Here is a 26,313-nt window from a genome sequence, read left to right as displayed (position 1 = left end):
CTTGCTAAACCGTATTATGCTTTAGGAATCGGCACTTTAGTGGTAATCTACTCGCGTCATAACAATGAGAGTTTTGAAATGAGCAAACTTACATCAGATATCCAAGCAAACCTTGACCTTTTCGTTGCTGAAACCAAAGAAAACCAGTTGGTTTGGGGTCTACGCAATGAAGAAGGTTGGCTATCTTGTGAATCAACTGAATTCGAAAACAGCGAGGTTATGCCTTTCTGGTCTACTAAGGAAGATGCACAAACACACAACGTTGAAGAATGGGCAGATTTCGAAGTACTAGAAATCCCTCTAGATATCTTTGTTGAAGATTGGCTTCTAACTCTTGCAGAAGATGGCGTGCTTGTTGGTACAAACTGGAACGCTCAGCTAGAAGGTAAAGAGGTTGAACCTCAAGATCTAGCTAAACTGTACGTAGGCTAATTCCTAAAGACCTCAGCATCGTGCTGGGGTCTGCTTTATTGTTACTTACCTTTTCGATGTAAAGCTCGACCGAGCGCATAATTTTCTTCATTCCATTATCTATACCCTTCGGCTTTTGTCACAATGAACTGTACCTAATTGGTATATCATTCTGAGCAAACAATATAAAAATAACATAAGGTTACATCACTATGCGTACCCTGCTTTCTTTGCTTGCGTCACTCCTAATCGGCGGTCAGGCAAACGCAAGTGACACTCAAAATATCACCCAATGGCATGCTGTCTATCAAGCTACAATGAAAACAAACGCTAAGTCTGCGCTCAGCATGCTGCAAGATCGTTATCATAGCGCCGATTCTAATAGCGAAAAGTTGTACGTTAGCGGCTTGATTTACGAATACATGTCGAATATTGATCAACCGTATTATGGAAGCAGTCAAATATTAGAAAACCGCTTTGCCAAGCTCGAGTCCAAATACATTCTTGCACTGACAGAACGAAAAAATGGCAACTACGATACGTCAGTAAACGTTTTTACTTCCTTACTACAAAGTGCAAAACAGCGAAGTGATGAAGAAACTAAAGCATTGATGAACTATCAGCTTTGTTACACGTTGAATCAACAGGGCCAGTACCACAAAGCAAGCTTCTTTTGTTCATCATTAAACAATCATTTATCGGGCGATCATCAACAAAATATCCCTTCGGATCTTGCTTTACGTGTTATCGCGAACAACTTTGACTTTCGCGGTGAGTATGAAATTGCACTGAATTTGTACCGTCGATTGCTGACAGAAATGCCGACTCAGAGTGACCCAACTGGTGTCTACAATGACGTTGGTAACTTACTGAGCGAGTTAGGTCAGTTCGAGCAATCCGAACAGTACTTAATACAGGCCTTGTTGGCACGCCAACTTGAATCAACACCGCTAGAAGTCGCACAGGTCGAACATAGCTTGGCGGCGATGTATAGCAAGTCTATGGATTATGAAAAAGCAGTCAGCCACTACAAGAATGCATTGACGCTTCTTGAGGATCTTAACTATCCCTACGGTCAAGGGTTAACTTATCTTGGACTTGGTTCCGCTTATGTTGATTCTGGCGATTTGAAAAGTGCAGTACCTTACATTAAAAGTGCGCTTGCATTAGGTGAGCAATACGAAAATAAGCGTTTGCAAACTGAAAGCCATCTTACCGCGGGCTTTGCTTATTTGAAGCACGATTCTCTGCGTGAGGCTCTGGAACACGCGCAAGCGGCGTTAGAACTCGCCAATAAAAATTCCACATCCGCACTACAAGCCAAAGCTCAGCTGTTGTTGTCGCAGATTTATCAAAAGCAGAATGATTTTTCTAACGCCCTCTCACACTATCAAAAATACGCAAAGCTCGAACTTGCTAACCGTGATGCCAACAACGTAAAAGCAATTGAGGCGTTGGATCTAACAAAAAGCGAGTACGAATATGAACTTCAACTGGTCAAAATAGACAATGAGCGAAACCTTAAGCTCTTAGAACTTGAGAAGTTAGGTGAACAGCAACGAGCTTATAACTTTGTGATTTTCTGTCTGCTTACTGTTTTGCTAGTCGTGCTGTTCTTATTACGCAATACCAAGATCAAATCACGCTTAGATAGGCTTACTGGTTCGTTAAACCGAAGCGCAATCATTGAAAAAATCAGAAATCAAACAGTCAGTGCTCCAGAAGACATGCGTTATGTATTAGCCCTGATCGACTTGGATAACTTTAAACTGCTCAATGACAAGCACGGACACCCGACTGGCGACTTGGTGTTAAAGCACGTGTGTAAAGCGATTCAAGTTAAATTGAACAAAGGCGAATACCTTGGTCGTTTGGGAGGCGAAGAGTTTATCTTGCTGTTGAAGAACGTGGATGAGATTGATGTGCCATTTCGTATCCAGAGCTTACACAAAACTATCTCTGAAAAACAAATTAAGAGCACTAACGACGAAGCTCTCAATGTGACAGCAAGCTTGGCCTACCTCTCAACGTCTAAGCCACTCAGTAACTTCGATGAGTTGTATTCGATACTAGACCAAGCTTTGTATCAATCTAAAAAGAACGGACATAATGCCGTGATTGATGCGTATAACGAGCCTATTGATCTTCCGTCTTCTGCTTTTGAATCAACGACTGCATAACGGCGTCTTTGTTGTTTAGATAGTCATCTAAGCCCGCTTTGCGCAGGTCGCAAGACGGGCAATCACCACAACCATCACCGATGATGCCGTTGTAACACGTTAGCGTGTTTTCACGAACTAGTTGCAGCGCATCATATTGATCAGCCAGTGCCCACGTTTCTGCTTTGTTCAACCACATTAGCGGAGTTTTGATTTCAAACTGACGATCCATACCCTTAACCAAGGCACTGTTCATCGCTTTTACAAAATCATCACGGCAATCAGGATAGCCACTAAAGTCTGTTTCACAAACACCAGTAATAACGGTTTCTGCGCCAATTTGGTAAGCGTAGATGCCAGCAAGCGTTAGGAACAAAATGTTGCGACCTGGAACGAATGAGTTCGGCAAACCATTTTCTTGAAGTTCATGAGAAACTGGAATGTCGTCACGCGTCAGAGAGCTAATGGCCAGTTCATTCAGTAAGCCAACATCCATCACTTTGTGTGCAGCGACGCCAAGATCTTTTGCAACTTTCTCAGCCACTTCAATCTCCAGCTTATGACGCTGACCGTAATCGAATGTGATGGCATGTACTTCGTCAAACTCTTTTAAAGCTTGAACCAGACATGTTGTAGAGTCCTGTCCACCACTGAAAACAACGACTGCTTTTTTCATCTTTCTCTCCGAGCTTAAGCAATACTTAGGTATTTATGAGTTTGAACCGACAAACGCCAGTTGCGAGCAACACAGGTATCAATACACAGTTGTGTAGCGCGAGGCTTCTGACTGATAGGCTGAAGTGCGATTACTGTCTTCTCAGCGATGTCTGCTGAGGCCAACAACGCATCAAGCTGATCGATGTCTTTTTGGGTGCCCACTGGATGTTTGATCTCATTTGCGCGTTCTAATGCACTTTTGAGCACTGGTAGCTTCCCTTTCATTGCGATCTTAGGTGACACTGTCACCCATGTACTTTCTGAAGTCACTACTTCTGAAGTACCACTGGTCTCGATTTGGCATTGGCAACCCATTTCTTCAAATGCAGCCGTCAACGCACGTAAATCATAAATGCATGGTTCGCCACCAGTGATCACAATATGCTTCGCATTGAAGCCCTGCTTTTTGTATTCAGCTACGATGTCTTCTGCCGATGCGAAACACCATGTTGGAGAATCTTCTGTTTTCACCAAGATGTCACCGATCTGGCGCTGGTCTTCTTCTTCTGCGTACCAAGTCTGTTTCGTATCGCACCAAGAACACCCAACCGGACATACTTGCAAACGCACAAAAACCGCCGGCACACCAGTGAAAACCCCTTCCCCTTGGATGGTTTCAAACATCTCATTTAGCTTATACAACGTAGAACTCACTCAACTCATGATACTTCGAGGCGAAGACCTTAATGGAGAGGCGCACTCAGGTCAATTTAAACCAAAAATAAATTGTTAAAATAGGTTGTTTTGTAGTTTCATACGCAGGTTCCCCATTTTTTAAGGTAAGTAAAGATGTACAAGCTGATCGCCCTAGACATGGACGGCACGTTGCTAAACAGCGACAAAGTAATTTCTGAAGAGAACAAGCAAGCCATTGCAAAAGCACGTGAAGCGGGTGTTACCGTTGTCCTTGCTTCTGGCCGCCCTCTTGAGGGAATGCAAGACAAACTGGACGAGTTAAACATCAACTCTGACAAAGACTTTGTTTTGTACTACAACGGCTCTATGGTGAAAAACATTGGCACCAATGAAATCATCCATCAGCAGATCATTGATGGCAAAGCTGCGAAGAAAATTGCACGTAAAGCACGCGAGCTTGGTGCTTATGTTCACGCGTTCAGCCAAGAGCATGGTCTGATCACAGAAGAAAACAACCCTTACACTGACATCGAAGCAAAAATCAATGGCGTAGCAGTCACTGAGATGAACTTTGATGCGCTAGAAGATGATCACGCGATCATTAAAGCAATGATGGTTGCAGAGCCAAGTAAACTAACTGAAGTTATCTCAGCCCTACCAGCAGAGCTAAAACAAGAGTTTACAGTTGTGCAAAGTGCGCCTTTCTTCTTAGAGTTTTTGAATCCTTCAAGCAACAAAGGCGTCGGTGTTTCGGCAATCGCAGAATACTTAGGCATCAAAGCTGAAGAAGTGATTTGTATGGGTGATGCCGAGAACGACCACCACATGCTTGAATACGCAGGTCTTGGTATCGCAATGGCGAACGCAATGGAAGAAACCAAACAAATCGCAGACTACACCACGGTAAGCAACGACGAGCACGGTGTAGCAAAATCGATCGAGAAGTTTGTGCTTAACGCGTAATCCTCTGAGTCGAACTGAATTGATGTAAAAAAGCCTCGCATTTGAGCGAGGCTTTTTGTTATCCATTTTCTAGCTAAGCGCCCTGTTTCGCACGCTTTCCACACGTCAGCTTTCTAGCTAACGTAATAAAAGTCAGCATTAGCAACGGGTAATGGAACGTATTAAAGACCAGAGACCAGAACCCACTGAACGAAACCGTTGTTCCCAAGTAGAGATAGAGTTGATCAACCAACAACAAGGCCAAAATAACGAACAACATCTGCTGGCGCTCAAATCGAATATCCGACTCTTTAAATGTCATAACCAGTGCAGACGCTGTAATTAAAATCGCTAACCAACTGGTGAACACAGGCAATGGCCAGATAACAGAGATCACCGCAGTAATTGCTGTCATGGTGAACCAAACCCCTTTCGAGGTGAGCAGTCTATCGACGTCTATTTCTGGATTATCTTCCAAACGTAAAACATGCCATGCCACAAGAACACCCAGCAACGCACCAACAGACATATCCAGAATAAACGCAGTCCCTAAGAAGAACTTGCAGAACATTACAGTTAAAGTGACCAAGCCCGTCAACAAAGTGACTCGATTTAATCCAAAACTCTTCGTTCTTTGGAATAAGAAGGTCATCACACAGAACCAAATCGCGATCGGCAAGCTTGGGAAACTAAAGCCAAAGCTATGCGTTAACTCTGTGATCGGCATATAAACGTGCGGCCTTGGTAGCGAGAACCCCTGTTGCGCAACCAATACCATTAGAGAAGTCGCAGTGATAGAGAAAAATAGACGGTAAACGAAACGGCTATCAAACTTCATCATGACAAACGGGAACAAGAACAAAAGAAACGTTGGATTACTGATGCTCGTTACCAATTTCGCAACTTCACAGGTTGTTTCACGGCTTGCTGACGAAAATGACGCGATCCAGCTTTGTAAATCGACCATCCAAGAAAGCTCAAGTTGACGAAAACCCGGTGCGGAGTCTATCAATTGGTCAACATAGACGACTGATTGATTTGTCGCTCGCGAATAAAATTCAGCCACCTCTTTCCACTGCGCAGGATAACGGTAAAGAGAAGCAGACATGTTGCTCGGGTTTGCAATCATTGCAGAGGCGACTTCTACGCCATAATGTGGCGCAAACCAAATTGGAAGCTCGTTCCCATCTAATGTGTTGGTCATCGAAAACGCAATCACTTCTGAATCAGAGACACAATCATAGAATACGGCTGTATCCGTTCTACCTAGCTCCTCGCCGACAGTGACAACTAAGCCAGTTTCTTCCCAAGTTTCTCGTTGAGCCGCGAGTTTTGGTGACTCACCTTCAATAACAGTGCCACCAGGAAGAGAAATCTTATTGGTTAATATTTCATGGATTAAAACCAGTTTGTCATCTGCGCGGACAATACAAAGCGCCCCTTTTACGTCTTCAGGAAGAGGATTCGCGGCAGATGTAGGAGATACAAACAAAGAAATGGAATACAGGATGAGAAAAAACAGCTGTCTCAGCACAAAATACGACCTTTAACAAAAAAGAAGAATCACTCAGCTATGATGGCAGGATTACCAATATTTTTCGACATAAATTAAGTAACCAGTTGTACATTTAGCACACATGTCAAAAAACGCTTTGCGACACTCTTCAAAATAGTTCTGACAAAAATCAGACATAACTCGAAATATTGGCTGCGATTTTGCCAGTTATATTAAGTTAACGTCAGAGGAATTTACGTGGATTTTACGCCTTCTCAGAATTGAAACAAGAAAGAGAGCTTATTGTCGACAACAAATAAACTCTCTTTATGGTTCACTTATGCTTTTACAGCTTTAACCATGCATCTGTCCAAGCCGAGCCCACACCCGGCTCATATGCACTTGGAGTTGAGCCACACCACAAACTGTTTGGCCAAGCCTTACATTGGTAACTTGCACCGTAATTCGTCACCACATCCCCTGCAGAGTAATTCGTACCCGCTTGGTAAGCATCACCTGAAGATGGCGGCGTTGGTGGCGTAGGCTCTGTTGGTGGCTCTACAGGAGGATTAGTCCCAGAACAATCTGAGCTGCCAATTGACTGCCATACTCCCCATGGACCAGATTCTGATGGGTTATCGCCTTGAGTCCACCATTGTGCTTGCCATGATTGATCTGCCCAAGTAACGGTTTCACCCGTGTTGTATACGCCACTCGCTTGCCATTCATTTTCACAACTACCTGATGGCGGTGTCGTTGCACTAGTCGCGGAAGCTGTTGCCACTGCTTGGTATGTAGTACTCGTTTTATCGATACCAAAAGCCAAAGCGACGCTCGCCTCACCTGCTTGAGAAGCGCCAAATTCTACATCGACACGACACGAGCCGCCTGCATTGAGTGTCGATTGTGCACATTGGTCTCTGGTGATCATCGCAGATTTCGTGACCCCAGAGCTTTGCAGTCCCACACTTTCGACAGTAAACGCAACATTACCGATATTTTGAATACTGAAACTGTGTTGCTTCAGCTCGCCCACTTTAAAAGAACTCAAAGTCTGATTTGCCGTGTAACCAACAGAAACATTATCTGTCGGAGGCGTTGTCGTACCTATTACACCATCAACAAAACTACGCAACGCTGCAATGTCACTGTACACACCGTACTTGCCCGGTCGGGCACAACCTATACCCCAACTAACGATACCTAGCTGAGTGACGAGACCGTTGTTCTTAACGACGATGGGACCGCCGCTATCTCCCTGACAAGAATCAATCCCACCTTGCGGTACACCCGCACAGAATGATACTGAGCCAACCGTGGTGTAATTGCCGCCAGCTTGTCGACAAGTCGCATCAGAGACCAGAGGAACATCCACTTCTTGCAGCGCGGTTGGTGAGCTGCCCCCCTCCGAAGTTCGGCCTAGACCAGCGACGGTTAACCAATCACCGACACCTGCATATTGTGAGACACTGCCTGCTGCAATATCCACTTTCGTTACACCAGAGGGAATTGAACTGAGCTTAAGCAATGCGATGTCGTTTGAAAGCGTTGAAGCATTATAAGAAGGATGAATATAGATCTGGCTAACGTTAGAGCGTACGCCATCAGTGCCGTTATAAATCACACCACCAATTTTTACCGCTATTTGATTTGGTGTGTCACCGTCAACACAGTGAGCAGCAGTAAGTACGAAACCATCCCCAATATAACTCGCCCCGCAGAAAGAACGATTACCATTGCGGCTGACTATCTGCGTATAAAATTTCCAGTCATTGGGGTTTGCCGTGATGCCACCCACGATATCCGGCTGAATTTCATTGTTTTGTGTTTGCGTGACTTGATCTGCACTTGCCAACATTGGCAATAACGCCGTTGCAAGTAAGGTTTTTGATAGATTCAATGTTATTTTCCTCTTGTTTTATGAGGCACTATTCATGTGCCACTTACAAAACAAGCAAACAAAAACAACATCACCAATTTGGATGAGAATGAATCGCCGCACATTGCGACAAGACTAATAACAAATGCTGACTAGTAGACTCAACTTTTGCATCGTCAGATTACATAAGTCACTAAGTTACCGTCTTAGCTACGCATTAATTAACGTTCAGATAACGACTTTCTTAACCAATGAATATGATGCCCAAAGCCTTGGTTCTCATAGAGAGAAATCGCGGTCTGATTAAAGTCCCAAACCTCAACGAACATCTGTTTCACTCCATAATCAACGAATGTCGCCTCTATCTTTTCAATCAGAGCTTTTGCAGTGCCCTGTTTACGATACTCAGGTAAGACGTAGAGCTCATCAACGCTTCCCATCATCACGGGTTTGCTAACCGTAGAAATAAGCTCGCAAAAGTGCCCTGAAACAAAGCCGATGATCTCACCCTCTACTCTAGCGACATACACCAAACATTCAGGGTTATCGAGATAACGAGCAATGCTCTTTTCTTGTTCGATTTCTTCTGCGGTTTTAAACAGCTCTGGGGATTGGATATGGTGCTCATCATGCAGCTCGAACATCAAATCATTAAGTTGTTCAAGATCGTCAAAAAGCGCTGGTTTGATTACAAAAGTAGACATAGGAAAAGAAGCCAAAAACAGGAATCCATATAGTGTGTGTTTAAACACGTATTTAGGCAAGTAGGAATGCAAAAGCCTCTTGCCGACAAAGCAAGAGGCTTCGGTGTTTGTGCTTGCTCCTAGGTAACCTAAGGGGGCACACTTAATTAAGATCTTACTTAGCTAGCCGCGTTTAAGCACGCGTTCGATTTCGCCTAGACTGGACGGGTCATCAATGGTTGATGGCACCACGTATTGCTCGCCATCGGCTATTTGGCGAATGGTTCTTCGCAGAATTTTACCTGAGCGAGTCTTTGGCAAACGGTCAACAACCAGCGCATGTTTAAAGCAAGCCACAGCACCAATCTCGTTGCGTACTTTACCCACCAACTCACCTTCTAGCGTTAGATCATCAATCTTCACACCATCTTTAAGAACCACGAAGCCAAGTGGAAGCTGCCCCTTTAACTCATCGTGGATACCGACTACCGCGCATTCCGCAATCGCTGGGTGACCGCCCACGATTTCTTCCATTTCGCCAGTAGATAGACGGTGACCTGCGACGTTAATTACATCATCAATACGACCCATGATAAACAGATAACCATCTTCATCTAGGTAACCGCCATCTCCCGATACGTAGTAACCCGGGAATTGACTGAGATAACCTGTTTCAAAGCGATCATGGTTGCGCCAGACAGTCGGTAGACAGCTTGGTGGCAAGGGGCGCTTCAAAGCCACAAAACCTTGTTGATTTGCGCCTACTGGCATGCCCATTTCGTTGAGAATCTCGACCTGATAACCAGGTATCGGCTTAGTAGCAGACCCCGCTTTAACTGGCATCATCTCGATACCGGTCGGATTGCCCGCGATCGCCCATCCAGTCTCGGTTTGCCACCAGTGGTCAATGACCGGCTTATCTGCTTTGCTTTCGACCCATTCTAGCGTTGGTGGGTCAAGGCGTTCGCCTGCCATAAAGATAGAGTCGAGGTTGGACAAGTCGTATTGCTTGATGAACTCGCCTTCTGGGTCTTCTTTCTTAATTGCACGGAAAGCGGTCGGCGCGGAGAAAAGCACATCCACTTTGTATTCGTCACAAACACGCCAGAATGCACCCGGATCTGGTGTTCTCACCGGTTTGCCTTCGAATAGAATTGTTGTACAGCCATGAATCAACGGTGCGTACACAATATAGGAGTGACCAACAACCCAGCCCACATCCGATGCTGCCCAGAACACGCCATCTTGAGGGATGTTATAAATCGACGTCATCGAATATTTCATCGCCACGGCATGACCACCATTATCACGCACCACGCCTTTTGGTTTCCCTGTTGTGCCAGAGGTATACAAAATATAAAGAGGATCTGTCGCTAGCACAGGGACACACGCATGAGGCAAAGCTTGCGCGTATTCTTGCTGCCAATCTAAATCACGCTCAAGATTAAGCTCCGCTTCGCACTGTGGGCGTTGAAGAACAAAGACTTTCTCTGGCTTCCAACGGCTGTCCATAATGGCTTTATCAACCATTGGTTTGTAAGGGATAACCTTATTAATTTCGATACCACAAGACGCCGTCATGATGACTTTGGGTTCTGCATCTTCAATTCGAACAGCGAGCTCATTCGGGGCAAAACCGCCAAACACCACCGAGTGAATCGCGCCTAATCGAGCACACGCCAGCATCGCCATTGCCGCCTCTGGGATCATCGGCATGTAGATGACCACACGATCGCCTTTGGTTACGCCTCGGTTGGAAAGCATACCCGCGATTTTCGCCACTTGGTCGCGCAGAGCTTGATAACTGTAAGTTTGTTTTTGACCCGTCACTGGCGAATCATAAATCAGTGCGGTTTTGTCGCCTCTTCCTTGCTCGCAATGATAATCCAACGCGAGCCATGAAGTGTTCAATACGCCATCAGGAAACCAACGTTCAATCCCATGTTCGTCAGCTTGCAAGATGGTATTTGGCGCTCCAAACCAATCGATGTTTTCAGCTTGAGCACGCCAAAAGTTTTCCGGTTCATTTTGTGCCCAAAGGTATTCTTTTTGATATGCAGACATATTGCTTCCTCCAGTATGTCCTGACATTGCTTTTCTTAAGTATCACTACCATGCAATTGTGCTATTCAAAGACATTGGAGGGAACACGCACAAAGCCCTCCATCAGTATTCTCGCGCTGCGGCTCATGATGGCTTTCTCAACCACCCAACCTTGTTCTCTTTGTTTGGCTTTTGCCCCCACCTTAAGCGTTCCTGATGGATGCCCAAACGTCACAGATTCTTTCTCTCCACCACCAGCTGCTAGGTTCACTAGAGTACCCGGGACGCATGCCGCGGAGGCAATAGCGACCGCTGCGGTTCCCATCATGGCGTGGTGAAGTTTGCCCATAGATAAAGCCCGGACGAGAATATCGACCTCACCTGCTTCTACGGTTTTACCACTCGACGATAAATAGGATTTAGGCTGGGAAACAAACGCAATCTTAGGCGTGTGTTGACGTGTTTGAGCCTCTTCGAGCGAATCAATCAGCCCCATTTTTAGCGCGCCATGAGCACGAATGGACTCAAACCTTGTAAGTGCTAATTCATCGTTATTGATGTCATCTTGAAGCTCAGTGCCTTGGTAGCCAAGTGCTTCTGCGTCTACGAAGATCGTCGGTATGCCTGCGTTAATAAAGGTGGCGTTGAACGTCCCAACATCTGGCACGACCAAATCGTCTACTAGATTACCGGTTGGAAACATGCTGCCTTCTCCATCAGCAGGGTCGACAAAATCAACTTGGATTTCAGCAGCGGGGAACGTCACTCCATCAAGCTCAAACGCCCCTGTTTCTTGAACGAAACCATTTACGATTGGCACATGAATCAATATGGTTTTGCCAATATTCACCTGCCATACACGAACGGTAACGATGCCGTTTTGAGGAATACGATCTTCGTCGATCAACCCTGCATGAATGGCGAAAGGCCCGACTGCAGCAGAAAGGTTGCCGCAGTTACCACTCCAATCAACAAACGGCTTATCTATCGATACTTGCCCGAACAGGTAATCAACGTCGTGATCGACTCGCTGACTGCGCGACACAACCACAGTTTTACTGGTGCTGGAAGTTGCGCCGCCCATGCCATCAATTTGTTTAGCGTACGGGTCTGGGCTACCAATCACACGAAGTAGCATTTTGTCTCTTGCCTCGCCTGCAACTTGCGCTGGCTGTGGCAAATCTTCAAGGTTGAAGAACACCCCTTTGCTCGTACCGCCGCGCATGTAAGTCGCCGGGACTTTGATTTGGCTTTGCATCTTGCTATCCATATCTTACTCCGTTATTGCGCTATCTATTGCGAGAGGAAATCTTGAGCAAAGCGCTGTAACACACCGCCCGCTTTGTACACGTGAACTTCATCTTCGGTATCGAGTCGGCAAGTCACTGGCACATCAACCTTGTCGCCATTTGCACGGGTAATCACCAATGCCAAATCAGCACTAGGAGTGATATCGCCGATAACGTCATAAAGTTCAGTGCCATCCAATTCGAGCGTCTTTCGGTTCACGCCATCTTTAAATTGCAGAGGAAGTACGCCCATGCCAACTAAATTGGTACGGTGGATACGCTCAAAACCTTCAGCGACAATAGCTTCTACACCCGCCAAGCGAACGCCTTTCGCCGCCCAATCTCGCGACGATCCTTGACCATAATCCGCACCTGCGACCACGATAAGTGGCTGCTTGCGATTCATGTAAGTCTCAATCGCCTCCCACATACGTGTCACTTTGCCTTCAGGTTCGACTCTCGCTAACGATCCTTGCACGACTTCGTCATTTTCCTTGACCATTTCGTTGAACAGTTTCGGGTTAGCGAAAGTAGCGCGCTGCGCGGTTAAGTGATCGCCTCGGTGAGTCGCGTATGAGTTAAAGTCTTCTTCTGGCACGCCCATCTTCGCGAGGTATTCGCCTGCAGCGCTGCTTGCCAAAATTGCGTTCGATGGCGACAAATGGTCGGTTGTAATGTTGTCGCCTAAAACGGCGAGAGGACGCATTGAAGACAGAGTTCGCTCACCAGCCAGTGCTCCCTCCCCCTCTTTTTGCCAGTAGGGAGGTCTTCGGATATACGTACTCATCGGACGCCAATCGTAGAGCGGATTCGGGTTACGAGCCTCATCATTCAGTTTAAACATTTGAATGTAGACTTGATTAAACTGCTCTGGCTTAACGTACTCACCCACCACAGCATCAATTTCTTCATCCGTTGGCCACAAGTCGTTGAGATAAACCGGCTTGCCGTCTTTGTCTGTACCCAAAGAATCACGTTCGATATCAAAGCGAATCGTCCCAGCTAACGCATAAGCAACGACCAAAGGTGGCGATGCTAAAAATGCTTGTTTTGCGTAAGGATGAATTCGACCATCAAAGTTGCGGTTCCCAGAAAGTACCGCCGTTGAATACAGATCTCGATCGATGATTTCTTGTTGGATTTTCGGGTCAAGTGCGCCGCTCATACCGTTACAGGTTGTACACGCATAGGCGACGATACCAAAACCAAGCTTCTCCAATTCAGGGAGTAAGCCAGAGTCTTCAAGGTAGAGTCGAGCTACTTTAGAGCCCGGTGCAAATGAAGACTTCACCCAAGGTTTGCGCACCAAGCCAAGTTCATTCGCTTTCTTAGCGACCAGACCCGCTGCAACAACGTTTCTTGGGTTACTGGTGTTGGTACAAGAAGTAATCGCTGCGATGATCACCGCGCCATCCGGAAGTTCGCCTTCTTTCTCTTGCCACTCTCCGGAAACACCGCGCTCAGCAAGCTCTAAGGTTGGCAAACGACGATGAGGATTAGATGGACCTGCCAAATTGCGCCCGACTTGGGACAAATCGAACTCAAGCACGCGTTCGTAAACGGCAGTGTCTAAATCATCTGCCCACAGACCGGTTTGCTTGGCGTACTTCTCTACCAAGTCAACCTGTTGATCATCGCGCCCTGTCAGTTTGAGGTAATTAATGGTCTGCTCATCAATGTAGAACATCCCAGCGGTTGCGCCGTATTCTGGCGTCATGTTTGAGATGGTTGCGCGGTCGCCAATGGTTAGGTCTCGCGCCCCTTCACCAAAGAATTCGAGATAAGATGAAACCACGCGTTCATTTCGCAGGAACTCGGTAATCGCTAGTACGATATCCGTGGCGGTAATACCCGGTTGACGCTTACCAGTAAGCTTCACGCCAACAATGTCTGGTAGACGCATCATCGACGGGCGACCAAGCATAACAGTCTCCGCCTCTAAACCGCCGACACCAATCGCAATAACGCCAAGTGAATCAACGTGAGGTGTGTGACTGTCTGTGCCGACACAGGTATCTGGGTAAGCAATGCCTTGCTTGGCTTGCACAACCGGAGACATCTTCTCCAAGTTGATTTGGTGCATGATGCCGTTACCCGCAGGAATAACGCTAACGTTCTCAAACGCCGTCTTACACCACTCGATAAAGTGGAATCGGTCTTCGTTTCTGCGCTCTTCTATCGCACGGTTTTTCTCAAACGCCTCTGGGTCAAAGCCTGCGTGTTCAACTGCCAGTGAATGGTCAACGATCAATTGCGTTTCAACCACAGGGTTTACTTTCGCCGGGTCACCGCCTTGTTCAGCAATCGCATCACGCAGACCAGCAAGGTCGACTAATGCGGTTTGTCCAAGGATGTCATGACAAACCACACGCGCCGGATACCAAGGAAAATCGAGGTCACGCTTGCGTTCAATCAACTGTTTTAAGCTATCAGTGAGCATATTTGGGTCACAGCGACGAACCAACTGCTCTGCTAAAACGCGTGAGGTGTATGGGAGCTTTTCATAGGCTCCTGGAGAAATATCGTTAACAGCTTCTCGGGTATCAAAATAATCGAGTTGGGTTCCCGGGAGCGGCTTACGATATTGAGTATTTATATTTGTGGTGATGCTCATGGGCTTGCTTCCGCTTTAGTGTACATCTTGTGCCTGAACGCACCGCGATACTGTTTTTGAAATGGATTCGCGGTGAAAGAGACGCCCCTTGTGAATGCCATGAAAGACGAAGCTCACAAAGAGGCGTCACGCGCTAGCGTTGTTCGATTGGCACCCAGTCTTGATGATCCGGTCCGGTATAATCCGCACTTGGGCGAATGATTCGGTTGTTCGCGCGTTGTTCATACACGTGCGCCGCCCAACCTGTCAGTCGGCTCATCACAAAGATTGGTGTAAACAATTTGGTTGGAATATCCATGAAGTGGTAAGCCGAAGCATGGAAGAAATCGGCATTACAAAATAGACCTTTCTCGCGCTTCATGACGGATTCCACGCGCTCAGAAACCGCGTAAAGATGCGTGTCACCCACCTCTTTCGATAACGCTTCTGACCAACGCTTGATCAGTGCATTACGAGGGTCACTTTCACGATAAATCGCATGACCAAAGCCCATGATTTTGTCTTTGTTCTCTAGCATCTGAAGAATGTTGGCTTCTGCTTCATCTGGCGTTTGCCAATCTTGAATCATCTCCATCGCCGCTTCGTTTGCACCGCCATGAAGTGGACCACGTAGCGTGCCGATAGCAGCTGTGATACAAGAATGAAGATCAGAAAGCGTAGAAGCACATACGCGCGCCGCAAATGTTGAGGCATTAAACTCATGCTCTGCATAAAGAATCAAAGAACAGTGCATCACCTTTTTGTGCGTTTCGCTTGGTGCTTTATCAGTAAGAAGTTTTAGGAAGTAGCCGCCTATGCAGTCTTCGCTGTTATCGTGCGTTTTGATTCGTACGCCATCGTGGCTGAAGCGATACCAGTAACAAATGATGGCAGGGAAAAGCGCCAGCATTCGCTCAGTAGCATGGAGCTGTTGCTCAAAGTCCATTTCTTGCTCTAAGTTACCCAGCATAGAGCAACCTGTGCGCATAACGTCCATCGGGTGAGCATCAGAAGGGATCAGCTCTAACGCTTGCTTAAGCTCCGCTGGTAAGCCACGCAGACTCAATAGATGTGTCTTGTAGGCGTCTAGCTCTTGTTGATTAGGTAAGTGACCGCGTAACAGCAAATGCGCCACTTCTTCAAATTGAGCATGATTTGCCAAGTCCGTAATATCGTAACCACGATACGTTAGACCCGTCCCCGTTTTACCGACAGTGCATAAAGCTGTGCTTCCAGCGCTTTGACCGCGTAGACCTGCGCCACCTATCTCAGCTTTCTTTTCTACAGAATGAGGCATTGTTGAACTCCTTTTCTGTCTGACTTGGCTCTCTTAATGGGCTCTTTTGAATCAGACAATTTTCACGTTATTGGATTAGAGATTCCGTTTATCTATCTTTTTCTTGGGCTTCCGTTTGTTTCTTTGTTGACCTTATTTACCCTCCGAAAACAGCTTGTCTAACTTATTCTCGTAGTCGTGGTAATTAAGGTGCTCATACAGCTCTTTTCGTGTCTGCATTGAATCAAGCAACGCTTCTTGGTTGCCAACTTCTAGTAAGTGTTTGTAAACCATCTCAGCCGCTTTGTTCATTGCACGGAATGCACTCAGTGGGTACAAAACCATGTCCACTTTGGATTGGGCTAACTCTTCACAGCCGTATAGCGGCGTTTGTCCAAACTCAGTAATGTTGGCAAGAATTGGAACGTGTTTCCCTGTTGCTTGCTCTAGCGCTGTTGAAAACTGCTGGTATTGGTCTAGCTGGTTCATGGCTTCTGGGAAGATCATATCTGCGCCCGCTTCCACACATGCAATCGCTCGTTCAATCGCACTGTCCATGCCTTCAACCGCTAACGCATCAGTACGAGCCATAATGACAAAGCTCTCGTCATTACGTGCATCCACCGCCGCTTTCACTCGATCAACCATTTCTTGTTGGCTAACAATCGCTTTGTTTGGGCGATGACCACAACGCTTCTGCGCCACTTGGTCTTCCATATGCACTGCCGCCGCACCGGCTTTTTCTATCGCTTTGATAGTGCGTGCGATGTTAAAAGCTCCACCAAAACCGGTATCGATATCAACCAGTAACGGCAAATCACACGCGTTGGTGATGCGGTCTACATCCACCAAAACATCGTTCAGTGTCGTAATGCCAAGATCTGGCAAACCGTAAGATGCGTTAGCGATACCGCCACCCGACAAATAGATAGCTTGGTGACCCAAGTTTTTCGCCATCATGGCGCAGTATGGGTTAATGGTGCCGACGATCTGCAGTGGGTTGTTGTGCTCAATGGCGAGTCTGAACTTCGCCCCCGGAGATAAGCTCATGACAATTTCCTTCTAGTCTTGTTCTCTATCTTTACTTTCAGAATGTAAAATCTGTAATTCGATAAGTTTTCGGCTGCCTGAGATGTGCCTTCTCATCAGCATTTCTGCGAGTTCTTCATCACGGTTGCGAATCGCTTGCAGAATGAATTTGTGTTCGTTGAGTGCTTCGTTAGGACGAGATTGCGCACGTGGCGATTGGTAACGATACATGCGCAACAAGTGATACAGCTCGTCGCAAAGCAAAGAGATAAGCTTGCTGTTTCGGCTCGCTTGAATGATTCGATAATGGAAGTCGAAGTCACCATGCTGGTGGAAGTAAGACGAGCCTTCGACTTCGTCAATATGTTTGGAATGTGTCGACAATAGCATTTCCAAACTCAGTAACTCTTCTTGAGTGATATAGCGAGCCGCTAGCCTTGCCGCCATGCCCTCTAATGCTTCGCGGACGGAATACAATTCGATGAGTTTTTCTGGAGAGAAAGTGATAACACGAGCGCCAACATGCGGAATGCGCTCAATCAACCCAAGCCCTTCAAGACGCATCATAGCTTCACGTAGAGGACCTCTACTCACTTGATATTTCTTGGCTAATTCAGGCTCTGAGATTTTACTGCCCGGTTCAATTTCACCACTCACAATCGCTTCCACTAACGATTCGGTCAGCGATTCAGATTTAGTGTGCTCTTTTTCAGAGACAATCACTTTATGACGAGTTTTCAATTCTGTATTCATATTCAAGGCACTCGTATTTAGAAACCAAAGTGTCAACAATTTGTTAACTTGAATATAAAATAGACGATCGGATTGTCGACAATCAAGCAAATTGTCGACAATTTAGACTAAGGTATAGTGTTATTGAGTGATTTATGAGTGGAAAAACATTCAGTTCGATAAAAGCAAGCTGAAATTGTCGACAATAAAAACCCAATAAATTCAGCAAGTAAAAAGAATAAGGGAGCACAACAGCTCCCTAGTTGGGTTTAATTTGCTAACGAACGGTCGGATTTGCCTAGTTGACTAGCTTGTAGGTTAAGTCTTTTTCATCCAACAAACCGGATTCAACTAGGTTTCGCTCTAACATCATGTCTTGCAGTTGTTTCAGCGAGTTGATGTTGCCGTAACTACGGCGGATCTGGTCAAACGCTTCTTCTAGTTGCGGTAAGTTTTGTGCATTCATCTGATCAGTCGTTGCTTCAGAAGCCGCCAAGAACCACTCCACATCCTTGGTGATTTCTTGCACTTGAATCAGGCTTTCACGCAATTTCGCTTGGTAGTGCTCCACCTCTTTGATGGCAGAAAAGAACTCCGTCCAAGCTTGCATGTTATCGATAGCCGATGTGGAAGACATGGTGGTTTTGTTGAGCTTCACACGGGATTCATTGATCGCCTCTTTAAGCTTGAATAAACGCAAACTGAGCTCATCAGAACGCTTTGGTAACAGCTTCACCTCGTACTTCACGAGTTTACGAATCGCATGGATGTGTTCATCACGCTTACGCGCAGAAAGCGCCAGGAACTCGTGATCGACTTTTCCTACTGAGTTGGTTTTAAGCTGCTTGCGAGCAGATTCAATTTTTTTGTTGAGAAGAGATTTAACGCCTTTCTTTGAGCCCTCTTCCCACGCTTTACGAGATGCTGCTTTCAACGCTGCACCACCTGCGACTTCCAACAGGGCTGCCCCCTCTTTCGAGCCGGGAAATGGAATCATCCCGATACCAGTCCTTACCCCTTTTTGTGCAATATCCATCGCGACCATTTTTTTGTCACGTTTTACCCAGTTCTTGGCAGATTGGTATTTATTACCGAATTTTCTCGCCCAACTTTTGTGATATGACTTACTGTCCTTTTCTACATTTTGCAAAAATTCTTTCGCCATCTTTTTTGCATTTTGACTCGCCATAAAGAACTCCTTTTCTTTTAATAAATCGAATAGCGAATAAGATCTAATACTGCTATTTTTTGAGTAATTTGATTAATAATAGTATTTATATTTCAAATTTTTATTATTGAAAAGTTCAAGCATAAGGATATGCAATGGCTGATAAATATAGCAGTTCGGCTAGTTTGATGTCTGCAAAAGACTCAAGTAATCAAGAACATATCATAAGTAATGCAACAATAAAGCAAGCCTTATCAGAGCCCTTTGAAATCAAAGCAATGCTGGTGTCTAGTGGCTTTGACATGCAAGATCAACTAGGTCAGTTCCTTACCATAAACCGTTATTTCAACGAATCTGGCAGCAATACACTCAATCGTTCCTACAATGGAGTTGTGACATTGATCCAACATTTAGGAATGGATTCTAATTTGCAGAATCACCAATACGAAATAACGCTTAAACCTTGGTTTTGGTTATTAAAACACACACATTCTTTCCGGGTTTATCAAAATCAATCTACACAAGAAATTGTCAGTGATATTTTCGATAACGCTGGTTTCAAAGGTAACTATAAAATATCCAGCATGCCTTCGACCAAGCGTGAATATTGTTTGCAATATAACGAATCGGATTTTGACTTCGTTTCTCGCCTACTCGCTGAGGAAGGCGTTCATTATTATTTTGAGCATGCGAGTGGTTCACACACTATGATTTTGCAAGATGCTCAAACTCCATTTGATAAAGCCAGCACTGCAAAATTTGATATGAAGGAAACGCCGACAGGCTCACTTCCTTTGCTTGAAGATTGGTGCCCGACCGTTGCCTTTCATGGAGCGAGTGTCGAGCTATCAAGCTACGATTATTCGCAGACGAAACTCATCACCAGCGGCAGTAAAACCTCCAGCAATACCATTGCCAACAACACTAAACTTGCCAACACGCGTTACCCGACTTTGGGCATCAGCGGGGACATGACGGATCTCTCAAGCAATCTTGCCAAGCGTCGAATCGAGTATGTTGAGCAGGATTACCAAAGTGTCATTGCCAGCGCCAAACATGATCTCTTCGAGCTCGGTACTTACTTCTCGCTTTCAAGCCATTTAGATAAAGATCAACTTGGTGACTTTTCGGTCATCAGTATGGAAGTGGAATACACTGAAAATGCACAGAGCAGCACCAGACTGAAAGTGATTCCAAAAGATACTCCTCACTACCCGCGACCTCGCTCAAAACAAGTGGTTCAGGGTTTACAGAGCGCAGTCGTTGCCGGCTCAACCGCAGGTGATATTAATCAGGACGAACAAGGTCGCGTGCGTATTCAGTTCCAATGGGACACAGACGCAAGTGGCGACAAAACCAGTTGTTATGTTCGTGTCGCACAAATGCTTGCGGGAAGTGGTTACGGTGCTCAGTTTGTGCCGCGTACCGGGCAAGAAGTTCTGGTCTCTTTCATTGATGGCGATCCAGACAGACCAATCATCACAGGCAGCGTTTACAACAGCAAAAATGCTCCGCCATACGCAGAAGCCAATACAACAAAGTCTGGCATCAAAACTCAACTTTCCGGACAGAGCAATGAGCTCTACTTCGATGACAAAAAAGACAATGAATTACTTTACCTTCATGCAGCCAAAGACCTGACACAAGAAGTTGAAAACAACCAAACCGAAACCATCAAGGGTGAACTAAGCCAGACAGTCACCAAAGCGGTATCAGTGTCGACAGAAGACAACTACTCCCTGAGCGTAACCAAAGCATTAAGCGAAAAAGCCAAGTCGATTTCGATTGAAGCTGACGATTCTATCGAGCTCAAAGTTGGCTCAAGCAAAATAACCCTGTCCTCATCATCCATTGCCATTGAAGCAACCAATATCGACGTCAAAGCCAGCAGCGCGCTGAATTTGGAAGGGACCAACGTCACCAGCAAAGCCACTTCAGCCAACAAGGTTTCAGGTACCACGACGGCGCTTGATGCAACCAGTTCAAACAGCATTTCTGGCTTGAGTATTTCCATCAAAGCGGACACCACGCTCTCTGCAGAGGGCTCTTTGAGTGCGGAGTTTAAATCGGGTCTCAAAGCCACATTTGATGGCGGCGTAATGGGTGAAGTGAAAGGCGCAATTGTAAAGGTTAACTAATGAAATATAAGAAGATTCCATACCAAACGGCTGGGCAAATATTACCGAGATTCAAAGCCAGTGACGAAGCAAAGGCACTACTGGACGAAGAAACCAGCATCAGCGATGCAATTCAATCGTTTACAGACAAAGAGCTCTACAACGATCTCGTGCAGTTTTTGACGCACGCTCTGCCCGTCCGTGAGGCAATCTGGTGGGGAGCGCTGTGTTTGAACCAACGTAATGAGGAATGGTCACCACTTCAAAAACAAAGTGTTGAAACTTGTATGGCTTGGGTGCGTTCACCCTCCGAAGAATTGCGACGCAAAGCCGAACACCTCTCTCATCGATTGGAACTGAATTGTGGCCCATCTTGGCTTGCTCAAGCGGTATTTTGGAATGGTTCTGGCAGCATCGTTGCACCAGATATTCCACCCGTTATGCCTGATCCATTTCTGTACGCAAAAGCGACTGCGGGAGCGATCAATCACGCAGCCGCCCTTCCTGAATGGGACAAAACTAAACCTTACTATCAAGCCGCAATCGCAATGGCGCTTGATATCGCTGCAGGCGGTCAAGGCACCTCAGATGGCCAATCACAAACTGCAGTACAAGGAGAAGTACGATGACGCTACCTGCTGCTCGTATCACTGACATGCATGTATGCCCAATGCAGACACCAGCAACCCCACCAATTCCTCATGTGGGTGGTCCGGTCACCGGTCCTGGAGCTCCAACCGTACTGATCGGTAGCTTACCTGCTGCCACAGTGAGTGATGTCTGTGTTTGCGTTGGAACCCCGGATTCTATCGCGATGGGAAGCACGACCGTGCTATTAAGCAATAAGCCTGCAGCCCGAATGGGAGACACTACGTCTCACGGCGGAAGTATCGTTGCAGGAATGCCCACCGTACTTATAGGGGGATAAAACCCCTTTATAAATCAGGACATTATATTGATAGATGTATTCCTCCGACCAATTTTTTGGATCAACCTCTTACTTTTTATTAAATAGTTAATTTTTCTCAGCTATTTCAGAAAATTCTCACTAGACTCAAGTTTACAAACTATGAAACCAGAGTAATGGATTTATCTCTGACTTAATAAAACAATAATTCATGGATTGAATATGGTTAATATTGATAGTCTTTTGGCTCCGATCACAGATGGCTCGCCAAGTGGTGTCTATCTGAAGCTCGATAGAAGTGCCTATCGAGCACTTAGAAACAGTTACAATGCCGCGCAATCATCGTTTCGCCAATTGGTTGAAACTCCTGATGCATCTAGCGATCAAGCACTGCTTGAAAGCAACGATGACAACTGGGCACAGTTGCGTACTGCGACATACCACGCCCTCACCCAGTCAAGCAAAGACTTGGAGCTACTAGGTTGGTATATCACCAGTCAGTTGTTCACCGACACTCCCTATCGAAATCTTGCCGACGCAACGCAAGTGCTTCTAAGCACCGTGGAGCAGTTTTGGGACTCGCTCAATCCATTCCTTCCTGAAGACAAACTAAAAAGCGCAGAAGAGTCTGGCATCGCTAGAGAGCGAGCCGAGTTCCGAATGAAACCTCTGCTACAACTTGTCGGCGAAACTCACGATACCACTGCCCTGTATATGCCTTTGCAGTTGATTGGCTTGATAGACGATGTCACCTTTGGTGATTACCTACGCGCAGAGCGCAACGGTTCGCTTGGCGAAATCAAAACTAAAGCGCAAAACCTATTCAACGCTGACACGCAAGACACCTTAATGGATTTGGCGCAAACCTATCAAAATCTTGATGCTATAGAACAAGCTATCGCTCAACAGTGCCAACCCGTTAATGCAACTCCTGTAAGTTTCAAATTCATCAAAGAAAACATCGCGGAGCTGATTAACGCGATACGTTATCTCACTGAAGACAAGTTTTCTAAATGGCCCCTAGATGATCAATTCAGATTGATTGCCGAAGACGCTCATGCTCCCCCCGTTGAATCAAACTCTCCTGAAACAACCTATCAGGCAACTGAAAATGCAGAAGTAGCACCAACCTCATCAGAGCCAGAAGCAGAACAAATTACGACGACGCCGTTGCTAGAGCCGATTCCTTCAAATGAAACACACCAGCCAGCGGCACCCACTACGATGAATATCGCTGGCCAGATCCAAAATCGCGACCACGCTTTTCATGAACTTAGAAAGCTCGCCGATTACTTCAAACAAACCGAACCACATAGCCCTGTTCCGTTCTTGTTAGAGCGCGCGATTCGATGGGGTTATCTAAGCTTGCCAGAACTACTCCAAGAAATGACTGGCGGCAACAGCCAAGTTCTGAGTCATATCAATCAACTCACCGGAATGGACAACTTAGAACAAACCATTCTGAAGACAATTCCTGAACCACAATCAGTGCCAGAACCGGTTCCCGCCGTCTCTACGCCTGAGGTTCAAAACACCTCTAAAGAGGAGTCTCAAAGTGCAACGTCAATTGAACCTACAACGTCAGAGCAAAGCGACACTCCTAATACAACCAACCAACCAGAAGTAAAAACTACTCAATCGTCGAGCGGTATTACCGATTTCGAGTGGTGAAGCAAAAAATGCTAATAAGCAAAGGAGAACCAAATGGCTTCTATTTACATGAGAATTGATGGCACTACACCAAAAGGTGCTGCAACGGTAGATAAGATCGGTGGCAAGGATGGATTTTTTGCTATTGATACAGTGAACTGGAGTGCCGTTCGTGGCGTTGGCATCGACGTCGGTAACGCGAACAACGCAGACCAAGGCATGGTCGCGCTAGGTGAAGTGAACATCACTCGTGGCTGTGATGGTGCAACGCCTTACCTAACAACGTTCCTATACGCGCCAGGTGGTGAAGGTAAAACCATCGAGATCGTGATGACCAAACCAAACCGTGAAGGTTCTGGTGCGGATCCATACCTAATCCTGACACTGAGCGCAGCACGTATGTCGAGCTACAACATGGGCGCGTCGGATGGTCACCTGCCAAATGAATCATTCAGCCTGACATACACCGAGATTTCGAAAGCGTACTACATCGAAGGCGAAGGCGGCAAAATTGAGAAAGGTCCTGAAGTGGGCTTTGACGCGACGACAGCGAAAGTTACTTCGACAGCTTCTTAATGGAATAAGGAGATACCATTATGGCACTGAACTCCCAACACAAGCGAGTTAGCAAAAACCGTGTAAGTATTACTTACGATGTCGAGACGAATGGCGCAGTAGAAACCAAAGAACTCCCTTTTGTGGTGGGAGTCGTCGGTGATTATTCGGGTCACAAGCAAGACAAAGAAGACGTGGAAGATCGCACCTTCTATAACGTCGATAAAGACAACTTCGATACTGTCATGAAGCGTGTTGGCCCTGAGTTATCACTCAAAGTGGACAACGTTTTGGTTGATGACGATAGCCAAATCGAAGCGAGTCTGAAATTCTCATCAATGAAAGATTTCGAGCCTGAAGCCATCGTTGAGCAAGTTGAACCGCTCAAGAAGCTTGTTGAAACTCGTAACCAACTCAAAGTACTGCTTTCAAAAGCGGACCGTTCTCGTGATCTAGAGAAACTACTCAAGGAAGTTCTGCAAAGTGCAGACACTATCAACGCCCTTTCCGATGAGCTAGGCATCCAGAAAGAAGGAGCAGAATAATGACGACGGAAGTTGAAAACCAACCACAAGCAGAAGCGGCTGAAGCTTCGCTGAGCTTTCTGGATCGTGCAATCGAAGCGACCACACAAACGCCAGCGGACACAACAAAAGAACTGTTCTCAGTGTTGGCAGAGCAAGCGCTAAGCGGCACGGTAACATGGGACAAGAACGTCACCAAAACGATTGAAAACGCCATTGTAGAGATCGACAAAAAGCTTTCTAAACAGCTATCGAAAGTCATGCAAGAAAATGACTTCCAAAAGCTAGAAGGTTCATGGCGTGGTCTGCAAAAACTGGTTAAAGAGAGCGACCTAGGACGCTCACTGAAAATTAAAATGGTCGACTACACCAAAGACGAGCTACTTGATCAATTTGAAGATGCACCAGCCATCGACCGTAGCCCACTGTTTAACGCGGTATACCAAGGCGAATACGGCACAGCAGGAGGTGAACCGTATGGCACCTTCATCGGTGACTACGAGTTCAGCGCAAAAGATGAAGACGTCGCCCTACTACGCTACATGGGCGAAGTAGCCGCTGCGTGTCACGCTCCGTTCGTTGCCGCAGCAAACGCGGAAATGTTTGAGTTCAATGACTTCACTACCTTCGAAGAAGGAAAACCTGTCGCGGCTGGTTTTGATTCTCCGGCTTATGCTGCATGGAACTCATTCCGTGAAAGTGACGACGCGCGTTACGTAACTCTAACACTACCGCGCACACTGGCTCGCCTTCCTTACGGTGAGAAAGGTCTTGGCACCAAGTTGTTTAGCTACGAAGAATTAAACACTGACCAAGATGGCAATCCGAACCCATCAAGCAATGATGAGTTGGTTTGGTCAAATGCCGCTTACGAGTTAGGTCTGAAAATGACGCAAGCGTTTACCGCGTACGGTTGGTGTACAGCAATTCGCGGTCTGGATAACGGTGGTAAAGTAGAAAACCTACCAAACCTCACATACAAGACCGAAGCTGGCGATTTGGTTCAGCAATGTCCGACAGAAGTGAACCTAACCGACGAACGCGAGAAAGAGTTAAGTGACCTAGGCTTCTTGCCACTGGTTCACTACAAGAACTCAAACTATGGCGTGTTCATCGGCGGTCAAACAACGCAGCAACCGAAGACGTACACAGATCCAGATGCAACAGCAAACGCTGCGATTTCAGCGCGTCTTCCTTACATCATGGCAAGTGGTCGCATCGCTCACTACTTGAAAGTCATGGGTCGCGACAAGCTAGGTTCAAATCTAGAAGCGCCAGACATTCAACGTGAACTGCAATTGTGGATCGATCAATACACCAACGCAGGTGCAATTGGTAATGATCAACGAGCGAAAACACCATTGGCAGAGTCTCGCATTGAAGTGGTTGAACAACCGGGCAAACCGGGCGCGTATTCAGCCGTTGCTCACCTAAGACCTTGGCTACAACTTGAAGAACTGACTACGTCGGTTCGCATGGTAGCGAAGATCCCAGGTTAAGCATGATAA

22 protein-coding genes are annotated in these 26,313 nt (G+C 46.2%); 10 read left to right on the top strand and 12 right to left on the bottom strand.

Annotated features, from left to right (window positions below; genetic code table 11):
- The first annotated feature begins 78 nt into the window (after positions 1-78).
- Positions 79-432: a DUF2750 domain-containing protein gene (locus A9237_RS16510; RefSeq protein ID WP_005443612.1), complete on the top strand. Its 354-nt coding sequence runs from the start codon at positions 79-81 to the stop codon at positions 430-432.
- Between the two features lie 191 nt (positions 433-623).
- Entirely contained in the window at positions 624-2,591 is a 1,968-nt protein-coding gene (locus tag A9237_RS16505; protein WP_078608685.1) for a tetratricopeptide repeat-containing diguanylate cyclase, read from the top strand.
- On the opposite strand, the gene queC is transcribed toward A9237_RS16505, so the two are convergent.
- Positions 2,548-3,246, bottom strand: a complete 699-nt coding sequence (queC, locus tag A9237_RS16500; RefSeq protein ID WP_020197556.1) for a 7-cyano-7-deazaguanine synthase QueC — start codon at positions 3,244-3,246, stop codon at positions 2,548-2,550. The two genes, A9237_RS16505 and queC, sit on opposite strands and share 44 nt — an antisense overlap.
- 14 nt (positions 3,247-3,260) lie before the next feature.
- Complete coding sequence (gene queE, locus A9237_RS16495) at positions 3,261-3,911, bottom strand: 7-carboxy-7-deazaguanine synthase QueE (protein WP_078608684.1); 651 nt, start codon at positions 3,909-3,911, stop codon at positions 3,261-3,263.
- A 165-nt stretch (positions 3,912-4,076) separates the two neighbouring features.
- Between queE and A9237_RS16490 the strand changes: the two genes are divergently transcribed.
- Positions 4,077-4,886 (top strand): Cof-type HAD-IIB family hydrolase, encoded by an 810-nt coding sequence (locus A9237_RS16490; RefSeq protein WP_078608683.1) that lies wholly within the window; start codon positions 4,077-4,079, stop codon positions 4,884-4,886.
- Between the two features lie 73 nt (positions 4,887-4,959).
- Here A9237_RS16490 and A9237_RS16485 read toward each other — a convergent pair whose 3' ends face one another.
- From A9237_RS16485 to A9237_RS16440, 10 genes are all read right to left on the bottom strand, one after another.
- The gene (locus tag A9237_RS16485; RefSeq protein ID WP_045494885.1) at positions 4,960-6,399 is read right to left on the bottom strand and encodes a bifunctional NUDIX hydrolase/phosphatase PAP2 family protein; all 1,440 of its coding nucleotides are present in this window, start codon (positions 6,397-6,399) and stop codon (positions 4,960-4,962) included.
- A 307-nt stretch (positions 6,400-6,706) separates the two neighbouring features.
- Positions 6,707-8,260, bottom strand: a complete 1,554-nt coding sequence (locus A9237_RS16480; protein ID WP_078608682.1) for a trypsin-like serine protease — start codon at positions 8,258-8,260, stop codon at positions 6,707-6,709.
- A 200-nt stretch (positions 8,261-8,460) separates the two neighbouring features.
- Positions 8,461-8,943 carry a GNAT family N-acetyltransferase gene (locus A9237_RS16475; RefSeq protein WP_045416568.1) on the bottom strand — a complete coding sequence of 161 codons (483 nt, stop codon included), beginning with the start codon at positions 8,941-8,943 and terminating at the stop codon, positions 8,461-8,463.
- A gap of 162 nt (positions 8,944-9,105) precedes the next feature.
- A complete protein-coding gene (locus A9237_RS16470; protein ID WP_078608681.1) occupies positions 9,106-10,986 on the bottom strand; it encodes a propionyl-CoA synthetase in 1,881 nt (626 codons plus the stop codon).
- Between the two features lie 61 nt (positions 10,987-11,047).
- Entirely contained in the window at positions 11,048-12,235 is a 1,188-nt protein-coding gene (gene prpF / locus A9237_RS16465; RefSeq protein ID WP_078608680.1) for a 2-methylaconitate cis-trans isomerase PrpF, read from the bottom strand.
- A gap of 23 nt (positions 12,236-12,258) precedes the next feature.
- Complete coding sequence (gene acnD / locus A9237_RS16460) at positions 12,259-14,868, bottom strand: Fe/S-dependent 2-methylisocitrate dehydratase AcnD (RefSeq protein WP_078608679.1); 2,610 nt, start codon at positions 14,866-14,868, stop codon at positions 12,259-12,261.
- Positions 14,869-15,001: 133 nt separating this feature from the next.
- On the bottom strand, positions 15,002-16,144 hold the full coding sequence (gene prpC / locus A9237_RS16455) for a bifunctional 2-methylcitrate synthase/citrate synthase (RefSeq protein WP_005443640.1): 1,143 nt from the start codon (positions 16,142-16,144) through the stop codon (positions 15,002-15,004).
- A 132-nt stretch (positions 16,145-16,276) separates the two neighbouring features.
- Positions 16,277-17,173 carry a methylisocitrate lyase gene (gene prpB / locus A9237_RS16450; RefSeq protein WP_045416584.1) on the bottom strand — a complete coding sequence of 299 codons (897 nt, stop codon included), beginning with the start codon at positions 17,171-17,173 and terminating at the stop codon, positions 16,277-16,279.
- A gap of 12 nt (positions 17,174-17,185) precedes the next feature.
- Positions 17,186-17,905 carry a GntR family transcriptional regulator gene (locus A9237_RS16445; RefSeq protein WP_009696948.1) on the bottom strand — a complete coding sequence of 240 codons (720 nt, stop codon included), beginning with the start codon at positions 17,903-17,905 and terminating at the stop codon, positions 17,186-17,188.
- 277 nt (positions 17,906-18,182) lie between these two features.
- Positions 18,183-19,073 carry a hypothetical protein gene (locus A9237_RS16440; RefSeq protein ID WP_005426534.1) on the bottom strand — a complete coding sequence of 297 codons (891 nt, stop codon included), beginning with the start codon at positions 19,071-19,073 and terminating at the stop codon, positions 18,183-18,185.
- 134 nt (positions 19,074-19,207) lie between these two features.
- On the opposite strand from A9237_RS16440, the gene A9237_RS16435 reads away from it, so the two are divergent.
- From A9237_RS16435 to tssC, 7 genes are all read left to right on the top strand, one after another.
- A complete protein-coding gene (locus tag A9237_RS16435; protein ID WP_038894132.1) occupies positions 19,208-21,190 on the top strand; it encodes a type VI secretion system Vgr family protein in 1,983 nt (660 codons plus the stop codon).
- Positions 21,190-21,798, top strand: a complete 609-nt coding sequence (locus A9237_RS16430) for a DUF6931 family protein (RefSeq protein WP_078608678.1) — start codon at positions 21,190-21,192, stop codon at positions 21,796-21,798. Before A9237_RS16435 ends, A9237_RS16430 begins: the two co-directional genes overlap by 1 nt.
- Positions 21,795-22,097, top strand: a complete 303-nt coding sequence (locus A9237_RS16425) for a PAAR domain-containing protein (RefSeq protein ID WP_005426629.1) — start codon at positions 21,795-21,797, stop codon at positions 22,095-22,097. The genes A9237_RS16430 and A9237_RS16425 overlap by 4 nt, the downstream gene beginning before the upstream one ends.
- 201 nt (positions 22,098-22,298) lie before the next feature.
- Entirely contained in the window at positions 22,299-23,747 is a 1,449-nt protein-coding gene (locus A9237_RS16420) for a type VI secretion system protein TssA (protein ID WP_078608677.1), read from the top strand.
- Between the two features lie 33 nt (positions 23,748-23,780).
- Positions 23,781-24,302: an Hcp family type VI secretion system effector gene (locus A9237_RS16415; protein ID WP_005443647.1), complete on the top strand. Its 522-nt coding sequence runs from the start codon at positions 23,781-23,783 to the stop codon at positions 24,300-24,302.
- Positions 24,303-24,322: 20 nt separating this feature from the next.
- Positions 24,323-24,826, top strand: a complete 504-nt coding sequence (gene tssB / locus A9237_RS16410) for a type VI secretion system contractile sheath small subunit (RefSeq protein WP_005443648.1) — start codon at positions 24,323-24,325, stop codon at positions 24,824-24,826.
- Entirely contained in the window at positions 24,826-26,304 is a 1,479-nt protein-coding gene (gene tssC, locus A9237_RS16405) for a type VI secretion system contractile sheath large subunit (protein ID WP_005451931.1), read from the top strand. Before tssB ends, tssC begins: the two co-directional genes overlap by 1 nt.
- The last annotated feature ends 9 nt before the right edge of the window (positions 26,305-26,313 follow it).

Origin of the sequence: Vibrio owensii (assembly GCF_002021755.1) — a bacterium.
GTDB lineage: Bacteria > Pseudomonadota > Gammaproteobacteria > Enterobacterales > Vibrionaceae > Vibrio > Vibrio owensii.
This window is presented reverse-complemented; position numbering and strand designations above follow the sequence as displayed.